This is a genomic window from Streptomyces sp. NPDC050743 (assembly GCF_044456925.1).
GTDB lineage: Bacteria > Actinomycetota > Actinomycetes > Streptomycetales > Streptomycetaceae > Streptomyces.
In genome coordinates this window covers 127,580-153,647 of sequence record NZ_JBITGJ010000001.1, presented here as the reverse complement: position 1 = coordinate 153,647, position 26,068 = coordinate 127,580, and the positions used below count along the sequence as shown (strand labels likewise).

The 26,068-nt window shown below is 70.7% G+C and carries 22 protein-coding genes; 15 read left to right on the top strand and 7 right to left on the bottom strand.

What is annotated here, in order from left to right; all coding sequences use genetic code 11:
* The first annotated feature begins 283 nt into the window (after window positions 1-283).
* Window positions 284-2,821 carry a bifunctional (p)ppGpp synthetase/guanosine-3',5'-bis(diphosphate) 3'-pyrophosphohydrolase gene (locus ACIBJF_RS00675; RefSeq protein WP_351812352.1) on the top strand — a complete coding sequence of 846 codons (2,538 nt, stop codon included), beginning with the start codon at window positions 284-286 and terminating at the stop codon, window positions 2,819-2,821.
* An 81-nt stretch (window positions 2,822-2,902) separates the two neighbouring features.
* On the opposite strand, the gene ACIBJF_RS00670 is transcribed toward ACIBJF_RS00675, so the two are convergent.
* Together ACIBJF_RS00670 and ACIBJF_RS00665 are read right to left on the bottom strand one after the other, a co-directional pair.
* Complete coding sequence (locus ACIBJF_RS00670; protein ID WP_399171476.1) at window positions 2,903-4,132, bottom strand: DUF349 domain-containing protein; 1,230 nt, start codon at window positions 4,130-4,132, stop codon at window positions 2,903-2,905.
* 155 nt (window positions 4,133-4,287) lie between these two features.
* A complete protein-coding gene (locus ACIBJF_RS00665; RefSeq protein WP_399171475.1) occupies window positions 4,288-5,118 on the bottom strand; it encodes a peptidylprolyl isomerase in 831 nt (276 codons plus the stop codon).
* Window positions 5,119-5,298: 180 nt separating this feature from the next.
* Between ACIBJF_RS00665 and ACIBJF_RS00660 the strand changes: the two genes are divergently transcribed.
* Together ACIBJF_RS00660 and hisS are read left to right on the top strand one after the other, a co-directional pair.
* Window positions 5,299-6,006, top strand: coding sequence for an MBL fold metallo-hydrolase (locus ACIBJF_RS00660; protein ID WP_356307390.1), 708 nt, complete (start codon window positions 5,299-5,301; stop codon window positions 6,004-6,006).
* Window positions 6,007-6,020: 14 nt separating this feature from the next.
* Window positions 6,021-7,283, top strand: coding sequence for a histidine--tRNA ligase (gene hisS / locus ACIBJF_RS00655; protein WP_399171474.1), 1,263 nt, complete (start codon window positions 6,021-6,023; stop codon window positions 7,281-7,283).
* A 48-nt stretch (window positions 7,284-7,331) separates the two neighbouring features.
* On the opposite strand, the gene ACIBJF_RS00650 is transcribed toward hisS, so the two are convergent.
* Genes ACIBJF_RS00650 through ACIBJF_RS00635 form a run of 4 tightly spaced genes read right to left on the bottom strand, consistent with a single transcriptional unit; the run spans window position 7,332 to window position 10,874 of the window.
* Window positions 7,332-7,958: a response regulator transcription factor gene (locus tag ACIBJF_RS00650; protein WP_356307394.1), complete on the bottom strand. Its 627-nt coding sequence runs from the start codon at window positions 7,956-7,958 to the stop codon at window positions 7,332-7,334.
* On the bottom strand, window positions 7,955-9,169 hold the full coding sequence (locus ACIBJF_RS00645; RefSeq protein ID WP_399171473.1) for a histidine kinase: 1,215 nt from the start codon (window positions 9,167-9,169) through the stop codon (window positions 7,955-7,957). The genes ACIBJF_RS00650 and ACIBJF_RS00645 overlap by 4 nt, the downstream gene beginning before the upstream one ends.
* The gene (locus tag ACIBJF_RS00640) at window positions 9,166-10,011 is read right to left on the bottom strand and encodes an ABC transporter permease (protein ID WP_399171472.1); all 846 of its coding nucleotides are present in this window, start codon (window positions 10,009-10,011) and stop codon (window positions 9,166-9,168) included. Before ACIBJF_RS00640 ends, ACIBJF_RS00645 begins: the two co-directional genes overlap by 4 nt.
* The gene (locus ACIBJF_RS00635; protein WP_399171471.1) at window positions 10,008-10,874 is read right to left on the bottom strand and encodes an ABC transporter ATP-binding protein; all 867 of its coding nucleotides are present in this window, start codon (window positions 10,872-10,874) and stop codon (window positions 10,008-10,010) included. Before ACIBJF_RS00635 ends, ACIBJF_RS00640 begins: the two co-directional genes overlap by 4 nt.
* 145 nt (window positions 10,875-11,019) lie before the next feature.
* Between ACIBJF_RS00635 and ACIBJF_RS00630 the strand changes: the two genes are divergently transcribed.
* The 3 genes from ACIBJF_RS00630 to rpsD all read left to right on the top strand — a co-directional run bounded on the left by ACIBJF_RS00630 (window position 11,020) and on the right by rpsD (window position 13,999).
* Window positions 11,020-11,676 carry a vitamin K epoxide reductase family protein gene (locus ACIBJF_RS00630; RefSeq protein WP_399171470.1) on the top strand — a complete coding sequence of 219 codons (657 nt, stop codon included), beginning with the start codon at window positions 11,020-11,022 and terminating at the stop codon, window positions 11,674-11,676.
* A gap of 47 nt (window positions 11,677-11,723) precedes the next feature.
* Window positions 11,724-13,079, top strand: a complete 1,356-nt coding sequence (locus tag ACIBJF_RS00625; RefSeq protein WP_365332287.1) for a replication-associated recombination protein A — start codon at window positions 11,724-11,726, stop codon at window positions 13,077-13,079.
* Window positions 13,080-13,384: 305 nt separating this feature from the next.
* A complete protein-coding gene (gene rpsD, locus ACIBJF_RS00620) occupies window positions 13,385-13,999 on the top strand; it encodes a 30S ribosomal protein S4 (RefSeq protein WP_228618885.1) in 615 nt (204 codons plus the stop codon).
* Window positions 14,000-14,129: 130 nt separating this feature from the next.
* On the opposite strand, the gene ACIBJF_RS00615 is transcribed toward rpsD, so the two are convergent.
* Window positions 14,130-16,319 (bottom strand): ATP-binding protein, encoded by a 2,190-nt coding sequence (locus tag ACIBJF_RS00615; RefSeq protein ID WP_399171468.1) that lies wholly within the window; start codon window positions 16,317-16,319, stop codon window positions 14,130-14,132.
* A gap of 152 nt (window positions 16,320-16,471) precedes the next feature.
* Here ACIBJF_RS00615 and ACIBJF_RS00610 point away from each other — a divergent pair, with 152 nt between their 5' ends.
* From ACIBJF_RS00610 to aroB, 9 genes are all read left to right on the top strand, one after another.
* On the top strand, window positions 16,472-16,906 hold the full coding sequence (locus tag ACIBJF_RS00610) for a DUF948 domain-containing protein (RefSeq protein ID WP_209438828.1): 435 nt from the start codon (window positions 16,472-16,474) through the stop codon (window positions 16,904-16,906).
* 16 nt (window positions 16,907-16,922) lie between these two features.
* Window positions 16,923-17,282 (top strand): hypothetical protein, encoded by a 360-nt coding sequence (locus ACIBJF_RS00605; protein WP_399171467.1) that lies wholly within the window; start codon window positions 16,923-16,925, stop codon window positions 17,280-17,282.
* Entirely contained in the window at window positions 17,282-19,954 is a 2,673-nt protein-coding gene (gene alaS, locus ACIBJF_RS00600; protein WP_399171465.1) for an alanine--tRNA ligase, read from the top strand. Before ACIBJF_RS00605 ends, alaS begins: the two co-directional genes overlap by 1 nt.
* A 37-nt stretch (window positions 19,955-19,991) precedes the next feature.
* A complete protein-coding gene (ruvX, locus tag ACIBJF_RS00595; protein ID WP_399171464.1) occupies window positions 19,992-20,456 on the top strand; it encodes a Holliday junction resolvase RuvX in 465 nt (154 codons plus the stop codon).
* 123 nt (window positions 20,457-20,579) lie between these two features.
* Window positions 20,580-22,265, top strand: a complete 1,686-nt coding sequence (mltG, locus tag ACIBJF_RS00590) for an endolytic transglycosylase MltG (protein WP_399171463.1) — start codon at window positions 20,580-20,582, stop codon at window positions 22,263-22,265.
* Window positions 22,246-23,085, top strand: a complete 840-nt coding sequence (locus tag ACIBJF_RS00585; protein WP_399171461.1) for a shikimate dehydrogenase — start codon at window positions 22,246-22,248, stop codon at window positions 23,083-23,085. The genes mltG and ACIBJF_RS00585 overlap by 20 nt, the downstream gene beginning before the upstream one ends.
* A 168-nt stretch (window positions 23,086-23,253) precedes the next feature.
* Complete coding sequence (aroC, locus tag ACIBJF_RS00580; protein WP_399171460.1) at window positions 23,254-24,438, top strand: chorismate synthase; 1,185 nt, start codon at window positions 23,254-23,256, stop codon at window positions 24,436-24,438.
* Window positions 24,439-24,470: 32 nt separating this feature from the next.
* The gene (locus ACIBJF_RS00575; RefSeq protein WP_399171779.1) at window positions 24,471-24,953 is read left to right on the top strand and encodes a shikimate kinase; all 483 of its coding nucleotides are present in this window, start codon (window positions 24,471-24,473) and stop codon (window positions 24,951-24,953) included.
* Window positions 24,950-26,041, top strand: coding sequence for a 3-dehydroquinate synthase (gene aroB / locus ACIBJF_RS00570; RefSeq protein WP_399171459.1), 1,092 nt, complete (start codon window positions 24,950-24,952; stop codon window positions 26,039-26,041). Before ACIBJF_RS00575 ends, aroB begins: the two co-directional genes overlap by 4 nt.
* Window positions 26,042-26,068: the final 27 nt, after the last annotated feature.

The following is a 26,068-nucleotide window of genomic DNA, read 5'->3' as shown; positions in this document are numbered from 1 at the left end:
AAGCGGCCTCGGCTTCGCCGTAGGCCGCTTTGTGTTTCCCGTCTCCCACCGTGGGAGGCCGCCGAAGGCCGGAGGCGCCTGCGGTGCGAGGCCACCCCCGTGACACCTCCCGCACGCCCTCGAATCACCCGGAATCCACCTCCCGGAATCCGGCGGAAGCCCCCCGCGTTGCATGGGTAGACGGTCCTCACTTCCGCCTGAAGGCGATGACCAGCCGCAGGATCGCTACCATGGGGTCTCCGGAGCCTGACCGGGGGACCCGGATCGCGCACGAGGAGCCCTCTTGCCAGACGAGGCCCAGCACCTGACCGCCGCAAAGCCCGAGTCCGCCTCGGCCGCCGCGGCGAAGCCCGCGCCGAACGTGTCCAACGCGAAGAACGACACCCGCGGGCCGATCGAGCACGCCCAGTCCGCGCCCGTCGAGAAGGCTGCCGAGGCCTCGCGTCCCAAGCCGGCCCCGCCCGAGCGTCCGGCCCAGCCGCCCGTGGTGCGCCCGCCCGTCGTCCAGCCCGGCCGCACCGGCTCCTCCAACCGCGTCCGCGCCCGCCTGGCCCGCCTCGGTGTGCAGCGTGCGAACCCCTACAACCCGGTTCTCGAACCACTGCTGCGGATAGTGCGCAGCAATGATCCGAAGATCGAGAACTCGACTCTGCGGCAGATCGAGCGTGCCTACCAGGTCGCCGAGCGCTGGCACCGCGGGCAGAAGCGCAAGAGCGGCGACCCGTACATCACGCACCCGCTCGCCGTGACCACCATCCTCGCGGAGCTCGGCATGGACCCCGCCACGCTCATGGCGGGGCTGCTGCACGACACCGTCGAGGACACCGAGTACGGCCTGGACCAGCTGCGCCGCGACTTCGGCGACACCGTCGCGCTGCTCGTCGACGGCGTCACCAAGCTGGACAAGGTCAAGTTCGGCGAGGCCGCGCAGGCCGAGACCGTGCGCAAGATGGTCGTGGCGATGGCCAAGGACCCGCGCGTCCTGGTCATCAAGCTCGCCGACCGCCTGCACAACATGCGCACCATGCGCTACCTGAAGCGCGAGAAGCAGGAGAAGAAGGCGCGGGAGACGCTGGAGATCTACGCGCCGCTCGCCCACCGGCTGGGCATGAACACCATCAAGTGGGAGCTGGAGGACCTCGCGTTCGCGATCCTCTACCCCAAGATGTACGACGAGATCGTCCGGCTCGTCGCCGAGCGGGCGCCCAAGCGGGACGAGTACCTCGCCATAGTGACCGACGAGGTCCAGGCCGACCTGCGCGCCGCCCGCATCAAGGCGACCGTCACCGGCCGCCCGAAGCACTACTACAGCGTCTACCAGAAGATGATCGTGCGGGGTCGCGACTTCGCCGAGATCTACGACCTGGTGGGCATCCGTGTACTCGTCGACACGGTCCGCGACTGCTACGCCGCCCTCGGCACCGTGCACGCGCGATGGAACCCGGTCCCCGGCCGGTTCAAGGACTACATCGCGATGCCCAAGTTCAACATGTACCAGTCGCTGCACACGACGGTCATCGGGCCCAACGGCAAGCCGGTCGAGCTGCAGATCCGCACCTTCGACATGCACCGCCGCGCCGAGTACGGCATCGCCGCGCACTGGAAGTACAAGCAGGAGGCCGTCGCCGGCGCCTCCAAGGTGCGTACGGACGTGCCCAAGGCCTCCGGCAAGGACAAGGACGCCATCAACGACATGGCGTGGCTGCGGCAGCTGCTGGACTGGCAGAAGGAGACCGAGGACCCGGGCGAGTTCCTGGAGTCCCTGCGCTTCGACCTGTCCCGCAACGAGGTCTTCGTCTTCACCCCCAAGGGCGACGTCATCGCGCTGCCCGCGGGAGCCACGCCCGTCGACTTCGCGTACGCCGTCCACACCGAGGTCGGCCACCGCACCATAGGGGCGCGGGTCAACGGCAGGCTCGTACCGCTCGAATCGACCCTGGACAACGGCGACTTGGTGGAGGTCTTCACCTCCAAGGCGCCCGGCGCCGGGCCGTCCCGCGACTGGCTCGGCTTCGTCAAGTCGCCCCGGGCGCGCAACAAGATCCGGGCCTGGTTCTCCAAGGAGCGCCGGGACGAGGCGATCGAGCAGGGCAAGGACGCGATCGTACGGGCGATGCGCAAGCAGAACCTGCCGATCCAGCGCATCCTGACCGGCGACTCCCTCGTCACGCTCGCGCACGAGATGCGCTACTCGGACATCTCCGCGCTGTACGCCGCGATCGGCGAGGGCCATGTCTCCGCACAGCACATCGTGCAGAAGCTCGTGCAGGCCCTCGGCGGCGAGGAGGCCGCCACCGAGGAGATCGACGAGGCGGTCCCGCCGTCCCGCAGCCGTGGCCGCAAGCGCCGCTCCAGCGCCGACCCGGGCGTCGTGGTGAAGGGCGTCGACGACGTGTGGGTCAAGCTGGCCCGCTGCTGCACGCCCGTCCCCGGCGACCCGATCATCGGGTTCGTCACGCGGGGCAGCGGCGTATCGGTTCACCGCAGCGACTGCGTCAACGTCGAGTCGCTCTCCCGCGAGCCCGAGCGCATCCTCGACGTCGAGTGGGCCCCCACCCAGTCCTCGGTCTTCCTGGTCGCCATCCAGGTCGAGGCGCTGGACCGCTCCCGCCTGCTGTCGGACGTCACCCGCGTCCTGTCCGACCAGCACGTCAACATCCTCTCGGCGGCCGTCCAGACCTCCCGCGACCGGGTGGCCACCTCCCGGTTCACCTTCGAGATGGGCGACCCCAAGCACCTCGGCCACGTGCTGAAGGCCGTGCGGGGCGTGGAGGGTGTGTACGACGTGTACCGCGTGACCTCGGGACGCACCCGGTCGTAAGCACGTAAGCCCTAGTGCCAAGCAGCCATGTGAAAGGCCCCGTACGCGCCGTACGGGGCCTTTCACATGTGCGACGGGGGATCAGCCGCCGAACTCCTGCAGGCCCTTCAGAGCCTGGTCCAGGAGCGCCTGGCGGCCCTCCAGCTCGCGCTCCAGCTTGTCGGCCTTGGAGTTGTTGCCCTGGGCGCGCGCCTGGTCGATCTGCGCCCTCAGCTTGTCAACGGCGGCCTGCAGCTGACCGGTCAGACCCTCGGCACGCGCGCGTGCCTCCGGGTTCGTCCGGCGCCACTCGGCCTCCTCGGCCTCCTGGATCGCCCGCTCGACCGCGTGCATCCGGGCCTCGACCTTCGGCCGCGCGTCCCGCGGGACATGGCCGATGGCCTCCCAGCGCTCGTTGATCGAGCGGAAGGCGGCCCGCGCGGACTTCAGGTCGCCGATCGGCAGGAGCTTCTCGGCCTCCTCGGCCAGCTCCTCCTTCAGCTTCAGGTTCTCCGCCTGCTCCGCGTCCCGCTCGGCGAACACCGAGCTGCGGGCGGCGAAGAACACGTCCTGGGCGCCCCGGAAGCGGTTCCACAGGTCGTCCTCGTGCTCGCGCTGGGCGCGGCCCGCGGCCTTCCACTCCGCCATCAGCTCGCGGTAACGGGCCGCCGTCGGACCCCAGTCCGTCGAACCCGACAGCGCCTCGGCCTCCGCGACCAGCCGCTCCTTGGTCCGGCGGGCCTCCTCGCGCTGCGCGTCCAGCTGCGCGAAGTGCGCCTTGCGCCGCTTGGAGAACGCCGACCGGGCGTGCGAGAAGCGGTGCCACAGCTCGTCGTCGGACTTGCGGTCCAGACGCGGCAGACCCTTCCAGGTGTCCACCAGCGCCCGCAGCCGCTCACCGGCGGCCCGCCACTGGTCGGACTGCGCCAGCTGCTCCGCCTCGGTGACCAGGTCCTCCTTGGCCTTGCGGGCCTCGTCGGACTGCTTGGCCCGCTGCTGCTTGCGCTCCTCACGGCGGGCCTCGACGGTCGCCACCAGCTTGTCCAGCCGCTTCCGCAGGGCTTCCAGGTCACCGACGGCGTGGTGGGCGTCCACCTGCTCGCGCAGGTGGGCGATCGCGGTCTGGGCGTCCTTCGCCGACAGGTCGGTGGTCTGTACTCGCTTCTCGAGGAGGCCGATCTCGACAACCAGGCCCTCGTACTTGCGCTCGAAGTAGGCCAGCGCCTCCTCAGGGGAGCCGGCCGCCCAGGAGCCGACGACCTTCTCGCCGTCGGCCGTACGCACGTACACGGTCCCCGTCTCGTCGACGCGGCCCCACGGGTCGCTGCTCACAGCGCCTCCTCCACATGATGCCTGCGGGGGGCCTCAGCACCCCCGGGCATCGTCCACAGTTTCGTCACGGCCAACATAGGCGACCAGCGGGTTGCCTGTCCGCATCCAGCGCGACCGAAATTCCGCAGTTGGCCGTCTTGGTCTTCAGGACGGCGTCAGGACTTCGTCACCGTCGCCTTGTTGATCACCACGGTCGCGTTCGGAGCGGTGTTCTGCGTGGTCGGGTCGGCCGGCTGGGCGCCCGCGGCGGCGATCTTCTGCAGCACCTTCATGCCCGCCTCCGACACCGTGCCGAACGGTGTGTAGCTGGGCGGCAACGGGCTGTCCTTGTAGACCAGGAAGAACTGGCTGCCGCCGGTGTGCTGCTGACCGGTGTTGGCCATCGCCACCGTGCCGGCCGGGTACGTGTTGCTCTTCAGGCTCTTGTCCTTCAGGTTCTCGTCCGGAAGCGTGTAGCCCGGCCCGCCCATGCCGGTGCCCTGCGGGTCGCCGCACTGGAGCACGTAGATGCCCGTGGTGGTCAGGCGGTGGCACTTGGTGTGGTCGAAGTAGCCCTTGCCCGCCAGGAAGTTGAACGAGTTCACCGTGTGCGGGGCCGCCGCCGTCTTCAGCGCGACGTCGATGTCGCCGCACGTCGTGGCGAGCTTCATCGAGTACTTCGCCGACGTGTCGATCGTCATCGCCGGCTCCGTCTTCCAGCTCATCTTCTCGACCGAGCCGGCCGCCGGCTTCCCGCACGGGTCCGGGGCCTTGCTGGTCGGCGTGGCGCTGGGCGTGACGTCCGCGGCGGCGTTGGCCTTCTTGTCGTCGCCCTTCAGCGCCCCGGTCGTGTAGAGCGTGACACTCCCGATCACGATCACGCCCAGTACGGACGCGATCACGGAGTTGCGCACATTGGCCTTGCGGCGCGCCTGGGTGCGCCGCTGCTGCTGCCGCAAGAACTTCTCCCGGGCGAGCTGACGCCGCCGCTGCTCCTGGCTGACCACCGGGTTCTCTCCTCATGGGTGTCGATGCGTGTCGTGTGCCGACCGGTACGCGTGCGTGCTCGTGAGCCGACCGCTGTGTGTAGCCCCGTACCGTATATGGGTTAGCTGAGGAAACGGCAGCGCCGGTAGGCTCTGGACCACAGCTTGTGGTCACCCGTATCGACACAACGAAGGACGATCGTGCTCATTGCCGGGTTCCCCGCCGGGGCCTGGGGGACGAACTGTTATCTCGTCGCCCCCGCCGCCGGTGAGGAGTGCGTGATCATCGACCCCGGCCACCAGGCCGCCGAAGGCGTCGAGGAAGCACTGAAGAAACATCGGCTCAAGCCCGTCGCCGTCGTCCTCACCCACGGGCACATCGATCACGTGGCCTCGGTCGTCCCGGTCTGCGGGGCGCACGACGTGCCGGCCTGGATCCACCCCGAGGACCGGTACATGATGAGCGACCCCGAGAAGTCGCTCGGCCGGTCCATCGGAATGCCCCTGATGGGCGAGCTGACCGTGGGGGAGCCGGACGACGTCCGCGAGCTCGCGAACGGCACCACCCTCGAACTGGCCGGTCTGGAGTTCTCCGTCGCGCACGCGCCGGGCCATACCAAGGGGTCGGTGACCTTCCGGATGCCCGAGACCGCCGACATCCCGTCGGTGTTCTTCTCCGGGGATCTGCTGTTCGCCGGCTCCATCGGACGCACCGACCTGCCGGGCGGATCCATGGAGGAGATGCTCGAGTCGCTGGCCCGCGTGTGCCTGCCGCTCGACGACTCCACCGTGGTGCTGTCCGGCCACGGCCCCCAGACGACCATCGGCCAGGAGCGCGCCACCAACCCCTATCTGCGGCAGTTGGCGGCCGGCCAGGGAGCCTCCCCGGCTCCCCGACGAGGAATGTGACGAGAGAGCCTTCCGTGAGTACCTTCCAGGCCCCCAAGGGCACCTACGACCTGATCCCGCCCCGTTCCGCGAAGTTCCTCGCCGTCCGCGAGGCGATCGCGACCCCGCTGCGCAACTCCGGCTACGGCTACATCGAGACGCCCGGCTTCGAGAACGTGGAACTGTTCGCGCGCGGCGTCGGCGAGTCCACCGACATCGTGACCAAGGAGATGTACGCCTTCGAGACCAAGGGCGGTGACAAGCTCGCACTGCGCCCCGAGGGCACCGCCTCCGTGCTGCGGGCGGCGCTGGAGGCCAGCCTGCACCGGCAGGGCAACCTCCCGGTCAAGCTCTGGTACTCGGGCTCGTACTACCGCTACGAGCAGCCGCAGGCGGGCCGCTACCGGCACTTCTCCCAGGTCGGCGCCGAGGCGATCGGCGCGGAGGATCCGGCGCTGGACGCGGAGCTGATCATCCTGGCGGACCAGGCGTACCGCTCGCTGGGCCTGCGCGACTTCCGGATCCTGCTGAACAGCCTGGGCGACAAGGAGTGCCGCCCGGTGTACCGGGCCGCGCTGCAGGACTTCCTGCGCGGCCTGGACCTGGACGAGGACACCCGCCGCCGTGTCGACATCAACCCGCTCCGGGTGCTCGACGACAAGCGCGAGTCGGTGCAGAAGCAGCTGACCGGCGCCCCGCTGCTGCGCGACTACCTGTGCGACGCCTGCAAGGCGTACCACGAGGAGGTCCGTGAGCTGATCACCGCGGCGGGCGTCTCCTTCGAGGACGACCCGAAGCTGGTGCGCGGCCTGGACTACTACACCCGCACCACCTTCGAGTTCGTGCACGACGGCCTCGGCTCGCAGTCCGCGGTGGGTGGCGGCGGACGCTACGACGGACTGTCCGAGATGATCGGCGGCCCCGCGCTGCCGTCGGTCGGCTGGGCCCTCGGTGTCGACCGCACGGTCCTCGCCCTGGAGGCGGAGGGCGTGGAGCTGGACCTCCCGTCCACGACGTCGGTGTACGCCGTCCCGCTCGGCGAGGAGGCCCGCCGGGTGCTGTTCGCGAAGGTCACCGAGCTGCGCAAGGTCGGCATCTCGGCGGACTTCAGTTACGGCGGCAAGGGCCTGAAGGGTGCGATGAAGAACGCCAACCGCAGCGGCGCCCGCTACACGCTCGTGGCCGGCGAACGCGACCTCGCCGAGGGCGTCGTCCAGCTCAAGGACATGGACTCCGGCGAGCAGACGGCGATCGGTGTCAACGAGATCGTGGCGGAACTGGAGTCCCGGCTCGGCTGAGTCGCGCGACGACGGCAGGAGGGCGCCGGGCACACACCCGGCGCCCTCTCACTGTTCCAGCAGGCCGTGGCGCATCGCGCTCGTCACCGCCGCCGTGCGGTCGTCCACGCCCAGCTTCCCGAAGATCCGCAGCAGATGGGTCTTCACGGTCGACTCGCCGATGAACAGCCGGCGTCCGATCTCGGCGTTGGTGCAGCCGTCGGCCACCAGGCGGAGGACCGCCGTCTCGCGGTCGGACAGCCGCGGGCGTTCCGGCCGGGTGCGCAGCCGGTCGACCAGACGGGCCGCCACCGAGGGGGCCAGCACGGTCTCGCCGCGCGCTGCGGCCCGTACCGCGTCCGCCAGTTCCCGCCGGGGCAGGTCCTTGAGCAGATAGCCCGCGGCGCCCGCCTCCACGGCGCGCAGGATGTCCCGGTCCGTCTCGTAGGTCGTCAGCACGATCACCCGGGACGGCAGCCCGGCCGCGGTCATCCGCACGATCGAGTCCACGCCTCCGCCGCCGGGCATCCGCAGGTCCATCAGCACGATGTCGGGCCGCAGTTCGGCCGCCAGCGCCTCCGCCTGCGGCCCGCTCGCCGCGTCGCCGACCACCTCGAGGTCCGGCTCGGCGCTCAGCATGGCGCGCAGTCCCTCCCGTACGACGGGGTGGTCGTCGGCCAGGACGATCCGGATCACGGGGTCATGCTCCTCACGTCGGCAGCCACGGCGGCGGGGACGGGCAGGCGTACGGTCACCGTCGTACCGTCGCCTGGTGCGCTGCGCACCGACGCCGTGCCGCCCACCTCGGCGGCGCGGGCGCGCAGCCCCGCCAGACCGTATCCCCTCGACACGGCGGCCGGGTCGAAACCGCGGCCGTCGTCGCCGACGGAGACGGTCAGCGTCTCGCCGGCGTAGTCGAGCCGGACCTCGACCCGTGTCGAACTCCCGGCGTGCTTGCGGGAGTTGGTCAGGGCCTCCTGGCAGGCGCGCAGGGCCACCACCTCCACGCCCGCGGGCAGTACGCGCACCGGGCCGGTCACCTCCAGCGTCGCCTCGTGCCGCGCGGCCAGGCGGTCCAGCGCGTCCGGCAGCGAGGCTCCCGCCAGGTCGGCGGGCGCGCCGCCGGCGACCAGGGCACGGGCCTCGGCGAGGTTCTGGCGGGCCGTCTCGTCCATCAGGGCCAGGTGGCGGCGGGCCTGCGCGGGGTCCGTGTCGAGCTCCGCGTCCACGGCCTGGACCAGCATCAGCAGGCTGGTGAAGCCCTGCGCGAGGGTGTCGTGGATCTCCCGGGCCAGCCGCTCGCGTTCGGCGAGGGCGCCGTGCGCGGCCGACAGCCGGGAGATCTCGTGCCGGCTGGCGTCCAACTCGGCGATCAGCTCGGCCCGTTCCAGGCTCTGCTCGATGATCCGGATGATCCAGCCTCCGACGACCGCCGAGAACACCAGGGTCACCAGGGCGGACAGCGTGTTGACCAGCAGATCCTCACCGCCCGGCCGCCACAGCAGGGCCCAGCCCGCGACCGGGACCACGTTGGTCACGGTCACCGCGATCAGCGCGTCGCGCATGCGCAGGGTCATGAAGCACTGGGGGATCAGGGCGAAGGCCAGGATCCGGGTTTCACCGGCCAGCACCGCAGACGGCAGGAACAGGGCCAGCGCCCCGGCCAGGTAGTACCGGGCGCGGCGCTCGTCCGGCGGGTCCTCGCCGAGGAGCCGGCGCCCCAGGACCGCGTACCAGGGCACCAGCGGCACGAGAAGCCCGGCCGCGACGGCCCGGACCGACCACACCGGATGCTCCGCGCCCAGCAGCATGGTCTGCGTGGCCAGCCAGGCCACCGCGAAGTACACGTCCCAGAGCAGGATCGAACGGTCCCAGGCGTGGACTCCGCGGGCCCTGTCACCCCTCACCCGTCGCGCCGGTTCTTCCACCGGAAGGTCAGCAAGCACAGCGCCAATCCTCCGACGCACCAGGCGGCCAGCACCAGCGCGATCCGTCCGAACTCCCAGGCGTGCGCCTGCTCCAGGACCTTCGCCGAGTCCGGCAGGAACACACCCCGCAGCCCCTGGCACATCCACTTCAGCGGGAAGAGAGCGCCGAAGTCGAGCATCCAGCCGGGGATGGTGTCGATGGCGATGTAGACGCCGGAGACGAACTGCAGGACCAGGAAGGGGAGTACGACGACGGAGCTGGCGCTCTTCGCCGACTTCGGCACCGAGCTGATGGCGATGCCGAGCAGCGCGCACGCGGTCAGGCCCAGCACGAAGATCCAGGCGAAGTCGAACCAGCGGCCGGGGTCGGACGGCAGGTGGACGCCGTAGCACACCGTGCCGACGGCCAGCAGGATCGCGGTCTCCAGGGCACCGGTGAACAGCACCAGCCAGATCTTGCCCAGGAAGTAGGCCGCGGGCGGCATCGGCGTGCCCCGCAGCCGCCGCAGCACCCTCTCGTCCCGTTCCACGGCGATGGAGATGCCGAGCGACTGGAAGCTCGTCGACATGATCCCGGAGGCCATCATCGCGGGAACATACAGCTGGGAGGCGGTGACCCCGGTGTGCCCGACGTGGTCGCGGAAGATCGACGCGAACAGGAACAGGAACACCACCGGGAAGGAGAAGGTGAACACCACCTGGTCGCGCAGCCGGAAGAACTGCTTGATCTCCAGGGCGCCCCGCAGCAGCCCGAGCGTCCAGGCGCCGGGGACGGCTCCGGCGGACTCGCGGGCGGCGGCCCGCACGGCGGTCGTGGTCATCGGGCGGCCTCCTGGCCGGTCAGCCGGAGGTAGACGTCCTCCAGGGTGGGGCGGGTCACGGTCAGTCCCGGTATCTCGCCGTCGAAGCGGTCCAGCAGCCCCGCGATCGTCCTCGTCGGTGCGTCGGTCAGTTCCGTGCCCGGGGAGCCGTCGCGTTCCGTCCACGTGACGGTGGCCTCGCTGCCGTACCGCTCGCGCAGCTCACCGGGCCGGCCCACGGCGACCACCCGGCCCCTCGCGACCACGGCGAGCCGGTCCGCGAGGGCCTCGGCCTCCTCCAGGTAGTGCGTGGTGAGCAGGATCGTCGTGCCCTCGTCGGCGAGCAGCCGGATCAGGTCCCAGAACTGCCGCCGGGCGGCCGGGTCGAATCCGGTGGTCGGCTCGTCCAGGAGCAGCAGCTCGGGGTCGCCGATCACGCCGAGCGCCACGTCGAGGCGGCGCCGCTGGCCGCCGGAGAGGGCCTTGATCCGGCTGTTCGCCTTCGCCTCCAGGCCGACCAGGCGGATGACCTCCTCGGGGTGGCGCGGGCGCGGGTAGTAGCGGGCGAAATGCCGTACCGTCTCGCGGACCGTCAACTCCGCGGGCGCCGATTCGTCCTGCCAGACGATTCCGACACGGGACCTCCACGCGCGCGTGCCCGTCGCCGGGTCGGCGCCGAGGACGGACACCTCGCCCCCGTCCCGTTCCCGGTTGCCCTGGAGGATCTCCACCGTGGTGCTCTTGCCGGCGCCGTTGGGCCCGAGCAGGCCGAACACCTCACCGCGCCGGACGCCGAGGTCGAGCCCGTCCACCGCGGTCACGTCCCCGTACCGCTTGCGCAGCCCCCGGACGTCCACCGCGAGTTCGTTCGCGTGTGTTGTCATGCCCCCGAGCATCGGCCGGAACCGAACGATCCGTGACCACCGTGCGTACCTCCTTATGTCCACCGAACGGTGGACACACACGTGCGTGCGGCACAATGAGCCGTGCCCGAAGATGGTCCAACTCTCAAGTGACGGAATCGGCGTGATGAGCAAGACGACAGTCAACGACGTCTCCACGGAGTCGGGTCCCGAGCCTGCCGCCGACGCCCCGCGCGCGGTGGGCGGCAGCCGTGCCTTCGCCCTCCTGCTCGTGATCACCGGGGCGGCCGGACTGCTGGCCGCCTGGGTCATCACGATCGACAAGTTCAAGATCCTGGAGGCCAAGGTCGCGGGCAAGACCTTCACGCCCGGCTGCAGCGTGAACCCGGTCGTCTCCTGCGGCAGCGTCATGGAGAGCAAGCAGGCGGCCGTCTTCGGCTTCCCGAACCCCATGCTCGGCCTGGTCTGCTACGGCATCGTGATCTGCGTCGGCATGAGCCTGCTGGCCCGCGCCCGCTTCCCGCGCTGGTACTGGCTGACCTTCAACTTCGGCACACTCTTCGGTGTCTGCTTCGTCACCTGGCTGCAGTTCCAGTCCCTGTACCGGATCAACGCGCTGTGCCTGTGGTGCTCGCTGGCCTGGGTCGCCACGATCACCATGTTCTGGTACGTGACCTCGTTCAACGTCCGCAACGGCTTCCTGCCGGCCCCGCGCCGGCTGAAGTCCTTCTTCGGCGAGTTCACCTGGGTGGTGCCGGTCACGCACTGCGGCATCATCGCCATGCTGATCCTGACCCGCTGGGGCAGCCAGCTCTGGGCCTGACCCCGGGCCCGGCCGCATTGTCAGTGCGGTGATTTAGGGTTTCGGACGTGGAACCCGACCTCTTCACCGCCGCAGCAGAAGAACGCCAGGAGAAGGACCCGGCGGCCAGCCCCCTGGCGGTGCGGATGCGCCCGCGCAGCCTCGACGAGGTCGTGGGCCAGCAGCATCTGCTGAAGCCCGGCTCCCCGCTGCGCCGACTGGTCGGCGAGGGCTCCGGCGGCCCGGCCGGACCGTCCTCGGTGATCCTCTGGGGTCCGCCCGGCACCGGCAAGACCACCCTGGCGTACGTCGTCTCCAAGGCGACGAACAAGCGGTTCGTGGAGCTGTCCGCGATCACCGCGGGCGTCAAGGAGGTCCGCGCGGTCATCGACGGCGCCCGCCGTGCCACCGGCGGCTTCGGCAAGGAGACCGTCCTCTTCCTGGACGAGATCCACCGCTTCAGCAAGGCCCAGCAGGACTCCCTGCTCCCGGCGGTCGAGAACCGCTGGGTGACCCTGATCGCGGCCACCACGGAGAACCCGTACTTCTCGGTGATCTCGCCCCTGCTGTCCCGTTCGCTCCTGCTGACGCTCGAACCGCTCACCGACGACGACATCCGCGGCCTGCTGAGGCGCGCCCTGACCGACGAGCGCGGCCTGAAGGACTCCGTCGGCCTCCCCGAGGACACCGAGGAGCACCTGGTGCGCATCGCCGGCGGCGACGCCCGCCGGGCCCTGACCGCCCTGGAGGCCGCCGCCGGAGCCGCCCTGGACCAGGGCGAGGGCGAGATCGGCCTGGAGACGCTGGAGCAGACGGTCGACCGGGCGGCGGTGAAGTACGACCGCGACGGCGACCAGCACTACGACGTCGCCAGCGCCCTCATCAAGTCCATCCGCGGCTCCGACGTCGACGCCGCCCTGCACTACCTGGCCCGGATGATCGAGGCCGGCGAGGACCCCCGCTTCATCGCCCGCCGCCTGATGATCTCCGCCAGCGAGGACATCGGCCTGGCCGACCCGAATGCGCTGCCCATCGCGGTCGCCGCGGCCCAGGCCGTCGCCATGATCGGCTTCCCCGAGGCCGCCCTCACCCTCAGCCACGCCACCATCGCGCTCGCGCTCGCCCCCAAGTCCAACTCGGCGACCACCGCCATCGGCGCCGCCATGGAGGACGTCCGCAAGGGCCTGGCCGGCCCGGTCCCGCCGCACCTGCGCGACGGGCACTACAAGGGCGCCGCCAAGCTGGGCCACGCCCAGGGCTATGTGTACCCGCACGACCTGCCCGAGGGCATCGCCCAGCAGCAGTACGCGCCGGACGCCCTGAAGGACCGCGAGTACTACACCCCGGGCCGGCACGGCGCCGAGGCGCGGTACGCGGATGCGGTGGAGTGGACCCGGAAGCACCTTGGTCGCAGGCGGTCGTGAGCGCCCTGTAGACTTGCCCGAAGTGCTGAGTCCCGTGCAGTCAGAGCGGGACACCCAGCCGGAACCCACGGCCGCGAGGCCGTGATGTTCCAGGAGCGTCGCGCACCGTCGAACGGTGTCGCGGGCAGCCCACCACCACTCGGATTCCCGGGACGGTCGGTGGGCCACTCGCGTGCTGCACGTATGTGCCCAGACCAGGGAAGCGGCTGCCCGGCAGGTCCGGCAAGGACCCGGCGGGTTTTCCCGGCTGCGGATGCGACCTCCCTAACCCTGACGAGCCGAAAACTACGAAAGAGATTGAGACAGTGGCGAACCAGTCCCGCCCCAAGGTCAAGAAGTCGCGTGCCCTCGGCATTGCGCTGACCCCGAAGGCCGTCAAGTACTTCGAGGCCCGCCCCTACCCGCCGGGTGAGCACGGCCGTGGCCGCAAGCAGAACTCGGACTACAAGGTCCGTCTGCTGGAGAAGCAGCGTCTGCGCGCTCAGTACGACATCTCCGAGCGCCAGCTGGTCCGCGCCTACGAGCGCGCGTCCAAGGTCCAGGGCAAGACCGGCGAGGCCCTGATCGTGGAGCTCGAGCGCCGTCTCGACGCCCTGGTCCTGCGTTCGGGCATCGCCCGCACCATCTACCAGGCCCGTCAGATGGTCGTCCACGGCCACATCCAGGTCAACGGCCAGAAGGTCGACAAGCCGTCCTTCCGTGTCCGTCCGGACGACGTCGTGCAGGTCCGCGACCGCTCCAAGGACAAGACGCTCTTCCAGATCGCCCGCGAGGGTGGCTTCGCCCCCGAGGGTGAGACCCCGCGCTACCTGCAGGTGAATCTCAAGGCCCTGGCGTTCCGCCTGGACCGCGAGCCGAACCGCAAGGAAGTTCCGGTCATCTGCGACGAGCAGCTCGTCGTCGAGTACTACGCCCGCTGACCCCAGCCACGGCGTAACACTCCGGCCCGCCGTCTCCCCACCCGGTCCTGCCGGGCGGGCGAGGCGGCGGGTTCGCGTTTCCCGGCCTCGTCATGGTGCGGGTCGGAGTGGTCCGGACGGCCTCGGCGCCTTACGGGGCGCGTGAGCCCCGCGTGGAGTCGGCGGCGCGCTCGGTGGCCGCGGGGCGGTTCGCGCCCCCGCCGCCCCGAAGCACCGGTCCCCGTGGAGCCGGCAGCCCGTCCAGCGGCCGTACCGGCCCCCGGCCCAGCGCCCGGTCCACCGCCGCCGCGCGGTCCAGCCGGGCCCCTTCCCCCACACACTCCTCGTACCGGGCGTCCCCCAGTGCCCGCCGCGCGATCGCCTCGCACTGCTCGTGCGGTGCGTTGTAGTACGCCGAGCCGAACAGGGGCAGCCCCACGGAGGGCCACATCCGGGCCGCCGCCCCCTGCAGCAGTGCCGCTTCGGCCGGGTCGCCCTGGGCCGCCGTCACCAGGGCCAGCAGCTCCATCGACAGCACCGTGCCGAGCAGGTCGTGGAAGGCGTGGGCGTTGCGCAGACAGTCCGACAGCAGCTCGCGCGCCGTGTCCTGGGCGCCTTCCCGCCAGGCCGCGTACGCCAGCACATAGAGCGCGTACGAGCGGGCCCAGCGCTCCCCGTGGTCCTCGCACACCCGGCGCACGTCCTCGCACAGCCGTACCGCGTCCGGCAGGTCCCCCTGGAAAGCGCGCGCCATCGCCAGCTCCACCTGGCCCATGAGCACATTGCTGTTGAGTTCGCCGATCTCCTGATAGCGGTCCAGCGCCGACCGAAGCAGCGTTTCTGCACGGGCCATGTCATCGGTGACCAGCGCCAGACAGCCGGTGCGATGCTCGGCGTACGCCACCGCCGCCGGATCCGCGACCCGCTCGGCCTGCTCCCGGCACTCCCGCAGCGCCGCCAGTGCCGGCACGGTGTCGCCCTGGAGGATCGCCACATAGCCGAGCACCCACAGCGCCTTCAGCCGCGACTGGTCGTACTCCGACTCCAGCTCCACGCTGCGCGCCAGCCAGCGGCGGCCCTCCGCGAGCCGCCCGCAGCCGACCCAGCAGAACCACAGTGACCCCGCGAGGTACTGGCCGAGGTAGGCCTCCTCCGGCTCGGTCAGACAGAACTCCAGCGCCGCCCGCAGATTGGGCAGCTCCGCCTCGACCCGCGCGGCGACCTCGCCCTGCCGGGGCGAGAACCAGTCCAGCTCGCACCAGGTCGCCAGGCCCAGGTACCAGTCCCGGTGCCGCCTGCGCAGCCGGCCCGCGTCCCCTATCCCCTCCAGCCAGTCGGCGCCGTAGGCCCGGACCGTGTCCAGCATCCGGTAGCGGGGGCCGGCCGGGCTCTCCTCGCGGGTCACGACCGACTGGGCCAACAGCTCCGAGAGCACGTCCAGGACGTCCTCGGCGGGTAACCCGTCCCCGCTGCACACGTATTCGGCCGCGTCCAGGTCGAAGGTCTGCGCGAACACCGACAGCCGCGCCCACAACAGCCGCTCGGCGGGCGTGCACAGCTCGTGGCTCCAGCCGATCGCCGTGCGCAGCGTCTGGTGGCGGGCCGGAGGGCCGCCCGGGACCGGGCGCGGGGCACCCTCCCAGCCGCTCGTGGCCAGCAGCCGGAACCGGTCGTCCAGCCGCTGCAGCAGCTGCGCCGGGGACAGCGCCCGCAACCGCCCGGCCGCCAGCTCCAGCGCCAGCGGGATCCCCTCCAGCCGCCGGCACAGCTCGCGCACCTCGGGGCCGTCGGACACCTCAAGGCCCTGCTCCCGGGCCCGGTCGGTGAACAGCTCCACCGCCTCGTCCTCGCCGAGCGGCGCCAGCGGCGACAGCCGCTCGCCCGCCAGCCCCAGCGGACGCCGGCCCACCGCCAGCACCCGCAGCCGAGGCAGCTTCCGCAGCAGCTCCGCCGTCAACTCGGCGCAGGCCTCCACCAGATGCTCGAACCCGTCCAGCACCAGCAGGACCGGACGGCCGGCCAGATGCTCCAGCAGCGTCTGGCGGGGCGGCCGGGCGGTGTGGTCGGTCAGACCCAGCGCCTCCGCCACCGCGTACTCCACGAACTGCGCATCGCGCACCGGCGCCAGCTCCACCCGCCCGGCCCCGCCGGCCCATCCGGCGGCGACCCGCGCGGCCAGCCGGGACTTGCCGACACCGCCGACCCCCGTCACGGTCACCAGCCGCGCCGCGCCGAGCGCGTCCGCCAACTCGCCGAGCTCGGCCCGGCGCCCGACGAACGTGGTCAGTTCCAGGGGCGGATCGCCGGGGGAGAGGGGATCAGGGCGCTGAGGACCTCGCATGGGACACGGAGCGTACTGAAACGTGTTCAGTGCGTACAATCGCTTCCCGCAACTCCGTCTGCGCCGCCCGGTAATCCGGTACGGAGCCCTGGCCACGGCGCGATAGGCTCGGACACGACTTTTTCGATGGTGAGGCACGTTTCAGGGAGCGGGTGCGCACAGTGTCCGGTGGAGAGGTGGCCGGGATCCTGGTGGCCGTCTTCTGGGCGATCCTGGTCTCCTTCCTCGCGGTGGCTCTCGCGAGGCTGGCCCAGACGCTCAAGGCGACCACCAAGCTGGTGGCGGACGTGACCGACCAGGCCGTCCCGCTGCTCGCCGACGCCTCCCAGGCGGTGCGGTCCGCGCAGACCCAGATCGACCGCGTCGACGCGATCGCCTCCGACGTCCAGGAGGTCACGTCGAACGCCTCCGCGCTGTCCACCACGGTCGCCTCCACCTTCGGCGGACCGCTGGTCAAGGTCGCGGCGTTCGGCTACGGCGTCCGCCGGGCGCTCGGCGGCCGCAAGGAGGACGTGCCCGCGAAGGCGCCCCGGCGTACCGTGATCGTGGGCCGCACGGTCCCTGCCGCACGACGCAAGCGGAAGTAAGGACTGAGACCGAGCGATGTTCCGCCGTACGTTCTGGTTCACCACCGGTGTCGCCGCCGGTGTGTGGGCGACCACCAAGGTCAACCGCAAGCTCAAGCAGCTGACCCCGGAGAGCCTCGCCGCCACCGCGGCGAACAAGGCCCTGGAGACCGGTCAGCGCCTGAAGGACCGCGCGGTGGGCTTCGCGCTCGACGTCCGCGACAACATGGCCCAGCGGGAGTCCGAGCTGGAGGAGGCCCTCGGGATCCACGAGAACCCCGAACTCCCCGCACCGAGGCGGCAGGCCGCCATCGAGGCCCAGCACAGGAACGACAGCAGCACACCGAAGTACATCGAAGCCCCGATGTACTCGTACAACCGGAATGAGGACCACTGATGGAGTCGGCCGAGATTCGCCGCCGCTGGCTGAGCTTCTTCGAGGAGCGCGGGCACACCGTCGTCCCTTCGGCGTCGCTCATCGCGGACGACCCGACTCTGCTCCTCGTCCCCGCCGGCATGGTGCCCTTCAAGCCCTACTTCCTGGGTGAGGTCAAGCCGCCGTTCCCGCGCGCCACCAGCGTGCAGAAGTGCGTGCGCACGCCCGACATCGAAGAGGTCGGCAAGACCACGCGCCACGGCACGTTCTTCCAGATGTGCGGCAACTTCTCCTTCGGCGACTACTTCAAGGAAGGCGCCATCAAGCTCGCCTGGGAGCTGCTCACCACGCCCCAGGACAAGGGCGGTTACGGCCTCGACCCCGAGCGCCTGTGGATCACCGTCTACAAGGACGACGACGAGGCCGAGCGCATCTGGCACGAGGTCGTCGGGGTGCCCAAGGAGCGCATCCAGCGCCTGGGCATGAAGGACAACTACTGGTCCATGGGCGTGCCCGGCCCGTGCGGCCCCTGCTCCGAGATCAACTACGACCGCGGCCCCGAGTTCGGCGTCGAGGGCGGCCCCGCCGTCAACGACGAGCGGTACGTGGAGATCTGGAACCTCGTCTTCATGCAGTACGAGCGCGGCGAGGGCACCGGCAAGGACAACTTCGAGATCCTCGGCGAGCTGCCGAGCAAGAACATCGACACGGGCCTCGGCATGGAGCGCCTCGCCATGATTCTGCAGGGCGTGCAGAACATGTACGAGATCGACACCTCCATGGCCGTCATCGACAAGGCCACCGAGCTGACCGGCGTCCGCTACGGCGACGCCCACCACTCGGACGTCTCCCTCCGCGTGGTCACCGACCACATGCGCACCGCCACCATGCTCATCGGCGACGGCGTCACGCCCGGCAACGAGGGTCGCGGCTACGTCCTGCGCCGCATCATGCGCCGCGCCATCCGCAACATGCGGCTGCTGGGCGCCACCGGTCCGGTCGTCAAGGACCTCCTCGACACCGTGATCCAGATGATGGGCCAGCAGTACCCCGAGCTGGTCACCGACCGCGAGCGCATCGAGAAGGTCGCCGTCGCCGAGGAGAACGCCTTCCTCAAGACGCTGAAGGCCGGCACCAACATCCTCGACACCGCCGTCACCGAGACCAAGCAGGCCGGTGGCACGGTCCTCCCCGGCGACAAGGCCTTCCTGCTCCACGACACCTGGGGCTTCCCGATCGACCTCACCCTGGAGATGGCCGCCGAGCAGGGCCTGTCCGTGGACGAGGAGGGCTTCCGCCGCCTGATGAAGGAGCAGCGGGAGCGCGCCAAGGCCGACGCCCAGGCCAAGAAGACCGGCCACGCCGACATGGGCGCCTACCGCGAGATCGCCGACACCGCCGGCGAGACCGACTTCATCGGCTACACCGACACCGAGGGCGAGTCCACGATCGTCGGCATCCTGGTCGACGGCGTGTCCTCCCCGGCCGCCACCGAGGGCGACGAGGTCGAGGTCGTCCTCGACCGCACCCCCTTCTACGCCGAGGGCGGCGGCCAGATCGGCGACACCGGCCGCATCAAGGTCGACTCGGGTGCCGTCATCGAGGTCCGCGACTGCCAGAAGCCGGTCCCGGGCGTGTACGTCCACAAGGGCGTCGTCCAGGTCGGCGAGGTCACCGTGGGCGCCAAGGCCCACGCCTCCATCGACCACCGCCGCCGCAAGGCCATCGCCCGCGCCCACTCGGCCACCCACCTGACCCACCAGGCCCTGCGCGACGCCCTCGGCCCGACGGCCGCCCAGGCCGGTTCCGAGAACCAGCCCGGCCGCTTCCGCTTCGACTTCGGCTCCCCGTCCGCCGTGCCGACGGCCGTGATGACCGACGTCGAGCAGAAGATCAACGAGGTTCTTGCCCGCGACCTCGACGTGCACGCCGAGATCATGGGCATCGACGAGGCCAAGAAGCAGGGCGCCATCGCCGAGTTCGGCGAGAAGTACGGCGAGCGGGTCCGCGTGGTGACCATCGGCGACTTCTCCAAGGAGCTATGCGGCGGCACGCACGTGCACAACACCGCCCAGCTGGGCCTGGTGAAGCTGCTCGGCGAGTCCTCGATCGGCTCGGGTGTCCGTCGTATCGAGGCCCTGGTCGGCGTGGACGCCTACACCTTCCTCGCCCGTGAGCACACGGTCGTCAACCAGCTGACCGAGCTGCTCAAGGGCCGCCCGGAGGAGCTGCCGGAGAAGGTCTCCTCGATGCTCGGCAAGCTGAAGGACGCCGAGAAGGAGATCGAGAAGTTCCGCGCCGAGAAGGTCCTGCAGGCCGCCGCCGGTCTCGCCGAGTCCGCCAAGGACGTCCGCGGCGTGGCCGTCGTCACCGGCCAGGTCCCGGACGGCACGACCCCCGACGACCTGCGCAAGCTGGTCCTCGACGTGCGCGGGCGGATCCAGGGCGGACGTGCCGCCGTGGTCGCCCTCTTCACGGTCAACAACGGCAAGCCGCTGACGGTCATCGCCACCAACGAGGCCGCACGCGAGCGCGGCCTCAAGGCCGGTGACCTGGTCCGCGCCGCCGCCAAGACCCTCGGCGGCGGCGGTGGCGGCAAGCCGGACGTGGCCCAGGGCGGCGGTCAGAACCCCGCCGCCGTCGGTGAGGCCGTCGACGCCGTCGAGCGTCTTGTCGCCGACACCGCCAAGTGACGGCGAAGCCGACGGCAAAGTAAGGAAACGGTCGGAAATGCGCAAAGGACGTCGACTCGCGATCGACGTCGGGGACGCCCGGATCGGGGTCGCCTCGTGCGACCCCGACGGGATCCTCGCCACCCCGGTGGAGACCGTCCCCGGCCGGGACGTCCCCGCCGCCCACCGCCGGCTCAGGCAGCTGGTGGAGGAGTACGAGCCGATCGAGGTCGTCGTCGGACTCCCCCGCTCCCTCAAGGGGGGCGAGGGCCCGGCCGCCGTCAAGGTCCGCGCCTTCGCCCAGGAGCTGGCCAAGGGCATCAAGCCGGTGCCGGTGCGCCTGGTGGACGAGCGGATGACGACCGTGACGGCCAGTCAGGGACTGCGCGCCTCGGGGGTCAAGTCGAAGAAGGGACGCTCGGTCATCGACCAGGCCGCCGCCGTCATCATCCTGCAACAGGCCCTGGAATCCGAACGAGCGTCAGGTAAACCACCCGGCGAGGACGTCGAAGTGGTCATCTGATCGCGATACGGTAACGTTCCGCGCGATGTGTCGGTGTTCGAACAGTCGGCGCACAGCAAGAGGCGGAACGGAAGCGGGCCCGCCGGCCGCGTGACCGGTCGGCCTCGCGGCTCTAGGGGATCGATGACTGAGTATGGCCGGGGCCCGGGCTCCGAACCGTGGCATCCGCAGGACCCGTTGTACGGGGACGGCGGATGGGAGGGGCAGCAGGCCCACACGGGCCAGCAGCCTGCCTACGGCGGCCAGCCGCAGCAGCCCTACCCGCAGCAGCCCTACCCGCAGCAGCCGCAGTACGGCGACTGGAACCAGCAGCAGCACCCCGGGTACGGCCAGGAGCAGTACCCGTACTACGACGGACAGGGTCATCAGCAGTACGTCGGCCACACCCCGCAGCAGTACCAGCAGCAGGGCGGCTGGGACGCGACAGGCGGTCACGGTCAGGTGCCGTACGCCGCCGACCCCAATGACCCGTACGGTCAGCAGCCCATGGCCTACGGCGGGCAGCAGCCCGACTTCTACGGCACCGAGGACGCCTACCCGCCGCCGGTGCCGCCCGGCCGCAGGCGCCCCGAGCCGGAACCCGAGCCCGAGGACGAACCCGAGGAGGAGCAGCACCCCTTCTTCACGGGCGGCGGCGATGACGATGACGACGAGGAGCACGAGCTCCAGAGCCGCAGCGAACGGCGCGGCAAAGGGAAGAAACCCGGCAAGAAGGGCCAGAAGCGGCGCAGCGGCTGCGCCTGCATGGTCGTCGTCCTGGTCCTCGGCGGCGGCCTCGCCGGTGCGGGTTACTACGGCTACCGGTTCTACCAAAATCGTTTCGCCCCGGCGCCCGACTACACGGGCGACGGCATCGACCAGACCGTGACGGTCGAGATTCCCAAGGGCGCGGGCGGCTGGGACATCGGCAACCGTCTGAAGGAGGCCGGGGTCGTCAAGAGCGCCGAGGCCTTCGTGCATGCGCAGAGCGGCGTCCCGGGGGCCGATGGAATCCAGGCAGGCGCGTATGTCCTGAAGAAGGAGATGTCCGCCGCCAGCGCCGTGAAAATGATGCTCGACCCGAAGAGCCAGAGTTATGTCATCGTGCGACCGGGCGAGCGGAACGCGGGCGTCTACGAGGCGATCGACAAGAAACTCGAACTCGCCGACGGTACCACCAAGAAGCTCGCCGACAAGGAATACAAGAGCCTCGGCCTGCCCACCTGGGCGCAGAACACGCAGTACGCCGGCGAGATAAAGGACCCGCTGGAGGGCTTCTTCTTCCCGGGCACCTATCCGGCCGCCAAGGGCATGAAGCCGGGCGCGATCCTGAAGCAGATGGTCGCGCAGGCCAAGTCCAAGTACGACGCCTACGGCCTCACGTCGAAGGCCCGGGCCCTGGGCCTGAAAAACGCGTTCGAGCTCGTCACCGTCGCGAGCCTGGTGCAGGCGGAGGGCAAGACGCACGACGACTTCCGCAAGATGGCGGAAGTGGTCTACAACCGACTGAAGCCCACCAACACCGAGACGAACCAGCTGCTGCAGTTCGACTCGACCTACAACTACCTCAAGGGCACCAGCAACATCCATATCTCCCTCAAGGAGATCCAGAGCAACACCAGCCCGTACAACACCTACCGGCACAAGGGACTCCCGCCCGGTCCCATCGGCAACCCCGGCGAGGACGCGCTGAAGGCGGCACTGAATCCGACCCACGACGGCTGGATGTATTTCGTGGCGACCGACGGAGTGAAAAACACCGAATTCGCCAAGACCCTCGCCGAATTCCAGCGACTCAAGGACAAGTTCAATGCCAGCTCGGGCAACTGACGCCCGCCGCGCCGCCGTGCTCGGTAAGCCGATCGCCCACTCCCTCTCCCCGGTGCTGCACCGGGCCGCGTACGACGAACTCGGGCTCACCGACTGGTCGTACGAGCGCTTCGAGGTCGACGAGGCCGGACTGCCGAGCTTCTTCGAGAAGCTCGGGCCGGAGTGGGCGGGGCTGTCGCTGACCATGCCGCTGAAGCGGGCGGTCATCCCGCTCGTGGACGAGATCAGCGGGACGGCCGCCTCCGTCGACGCGGTCAACACGGTCGTCTTCGCCGAGGACGGCCGCCGGATCGGCGACAACACGGACATTCCGGGCATGGTGGCCGCCCTGCGCGAGCACGGCATCGAGCAGGTCGGCTCCGCCGCGATCCTCGGCGCCGGCGCCACCGCGTCCTCCGCGCTCGCCGCCCTCGCCCGGATCTGCACCGGCGAGGTCGTCGCCTACGTCCGCAGCGAGGCCCGCGCCGCCGAGATGCGGCAGTGGGGCGAGCGGCTCGACGTGGAGGTGCGTACGGCGGACTGGGCGGACGCCGAGCAGGCGCTGCGGGCCCCCCTGGTCATCGCCACCACGCCCGCCGGCACCACCGACGCCCTCGCCGCCGCCGTGCCCGAGTGCCCCGCCACCCTCTTCGACGTGCTCTACGAGCCCTGGCCCACCGAGCTCGCGGCCCGCTGGTCCATGTTCGGCGGCGCCGTGGTCAGCGGCCTCGACCTGCTGGTGCACCAGGCCGTGCTGCAGGTCGAGCAGATGACCGGCCGCTCCCCGGCACCCTTGGACGCCATGCGCCGCGCCGGCGAGAAGGCGCTCGCCGCGCGCTGATCGCTCCGAACGCGTCCGCCTTATGGACCTGTGGCCGGATTCCGGCCCCGGACGTGGGAGGATCGGAGTGGCGGGCCGGGGTCGCGCACCCGGTCGCGCCGTCGCCGTACGCGAGGACGTGCGTACGCAGGGCAGGCAGTACCGGGCGCGAACACGACAGGAGCACCGTTGAGCAGGCTGCGTTGGCTGACCGCGGGGGAGTCCCACGGTCCCGCACTTGTCGCGACGCTGGAGGGGCTTCCCGCCGGCGTGCCGATCACCACGGAGATGGTGGCGGATCACCTGGCGCGGCGGCGGCTCGGCTATGGCCGCGGTGCGCGGATGAAGTTCGAGCGGGACGAGGTCACCTTCCTGGGTGGTGTCCGGCACGGTCTGACGCTCGGCTCTCCGGTCGCGATCATGGTGGGCAACACCGAGTGGCCGAAGTGGGAGCAGGTCATGGCCGCCGATCCGGTGGATCCGGAGATCCTGGCGGGTCTGGCCCGTAACGCGCCGCTGACCCGGCCGCGTCCCGGTCACGCGGACCTCGCGGGGATGCAGAAGTACGGCTTCGACGAGGCCCGCCCGATCCTGGAGCGTGCCTCCGCCCGCGAGACGGCCGCCCGGGTGGCGCTGGGCGCGGTGGCGCGGTCGTACCTGAAGGAGACGACCGGTATCGAGATCGTCTCGCACGTGGTCGAGCTGTGCTCCGTGAAGGCTCCGCGGGGTGTGTACCCCACGCCCGCCGACGTGGAGAGGCTGGACGCCGACCCGCTGCGCTGCCTGGACGCGGACGTCTCGAAGGCGATGGTCGCGGAGGTCGACCAGGCCCACAAGGACGGCGACACGCTCGGCGGTGTGGTGGAGGTGCTGGCGTACGGCGTCCCGGTGGGTCTGGGCTCGCACGTGCACTGGGACCGCAAGCTGGACGCCCGGCTCGCCGGTGCCCTGATGGGCATCCAGGCGATCAAGGGCGTGGAGATCGGTGACGGTTTCGAGCTGGCCCGGGTGCCCGGGTCCAAGGCGCACGACGAGATCGTCAAGACGCCGGAGGGCATCCGGCGGATGTCCGGGCGGGCCGGCGGTACCGAGGGCGGGCTGAGCACCGGTGAGCTGCTGCGGGTGCGGGCCGCGATGAAGCCGATCGCGACCGTGCCGCGCGCGCTGAAGACGGTGGACGTCACCACCGGCGAGGCCACTCAGGCCCATCATCAGCGCTCGGACGTCTCCGCGGTGCCGGCGGCGGGCATCGTCGCCGAGGCGATGGTCGCGCTGGTGCTGGCGGACGCGGTCGCGGAGAAGTTCGGCGGCGACAGTGTGGCGGAGACCCGGCGCAACGTGCGGTCGTACCTCGACAACCTGGCGATCCGGTGAGCGCCGTGCCCGCCGTCGTGCTGGTCGGCCCGATGGGGGTGGGCAAGTCCACCGTCGGCCGGCTGCTCGCCGAGCGCCTCGGGCTCGGCTACCGGGACACCGACGAGGACATCGTCGCCGCCGAGGGCCGCACCATCGCCGAGATCTTCGTCGACGAGGGCGAGCCCGCCTTCCGCGCGATCGAGAAACGGGCCGTGCACACCGCGCTCGCCGAGCACGAGGGCGTCCTCGCGCTCGGCGGCGGGGCGATCCTCGACGCCGACACGCGCGCCCTGCTGGCCGGGCTGCGGGTGGTCTACCTCTCGATGGACGTGGAGGAGGCCGTCAAGCGCACCGGGCTGAACGTGGCGCGTCCGCTGCTCGCGGTCAACCCGCGCAGGCAGTGGCGCGAGCTGATGGAGGCCCGGCGGCACCTGTACGAGGAGGTCGCCACCGCCGTCGTGGCGACGGACGGCCGCAGCCCCGAAGAGGTCACCCAAGCAGCGCTGGACGCACTGGAGTTGAAGGAAGCATGAGCGAGGCAGTCACCCGGATCCAGGTCGCCGGCACGGCGGGCACCGACCCCTATGAGGTGCTGGTCGGGCGCCAACTGCTCGGCGAGCTGGCCGGGTTGATCGGTCCCAAGGCCAAGCGGGTCGCGGTGATCCACCCCGAGGCGCTGGCCGAGACCGGTGACGCGCTGCGCGCCGACCTGGCCGGGCAGGGCTACGACGCGATCGCCATCCAGGTGCCCAACGCCGAGGAGGCCAAGAGCGCCGAGGTCGCCGCCTACTGCTGGAAGGCCCTGGGCCAGTCCGGCTTCACGCGTTCCGACGTCGTCGTCGGGGTGGGCGGCGGCGCGACCACGGACCTGGCCGGATTCGTGGCCGCGACCTGGCTGCGCGGGGTGCGCTGGATCGCGATCCCGACCACGGTGCTGGCGATGGTGGACGCGGCGGTCGGCGGCAAGACCGGGATCAACACCGCCGAGGGCAAGAACCTGGTGGGCGCCTTCCACCCGCCGGCCGGGGTCCTGTGCGACCTGGCCGCGCTGGACTCCCTCCCGGTCAACGACTACGTCTCCGGGCTCGCCGAGGTCATCAAGGCCGGCTTCATCGCCGACCCGGTGATCCTGGACCTGATCGAGTCCGACCCCGAGGCCGCCCGGACCCCCGAGGGCCCGCACACGGCCGAGCTGATCGAGCGCTCGATCCGGGTGAAGGCCGAGGTCGTCTCCTCGGACCTGAAGGAGTCCGGCCTGCGCGAGATCCTCAACTACGGCCACACGCTGGGCCACGCCATCGAGAAGAACGAGCGCTACACGTGGCGGCACGGCGCGGCGGTCGCGGTCGGCATGCACTTCGCCGCCGAACTCGGCCGACTGGCGGGCCGGTTGGACGACGCGACGGCGGACCGCCACCGCACGGTCCTGGAGGCGGTCGGCCTCCCGCTGTACTACCGCTACGACCAGTGGCCCAAGCTGCTGGAGACGATGAAGATCGACAAGAAGTCCCGCGGCGACCTGCTGCGCTTCATCGTCCTCGACGGACTGGCCAAGCCGACCGTCCTGGAGGGCCCCGACCCGGCCGTCCTGCTCGCCGCGTACGGCGAGGTCGGGCAGTAAGTCCCCGACTGTTCCGTCCGTCCGATT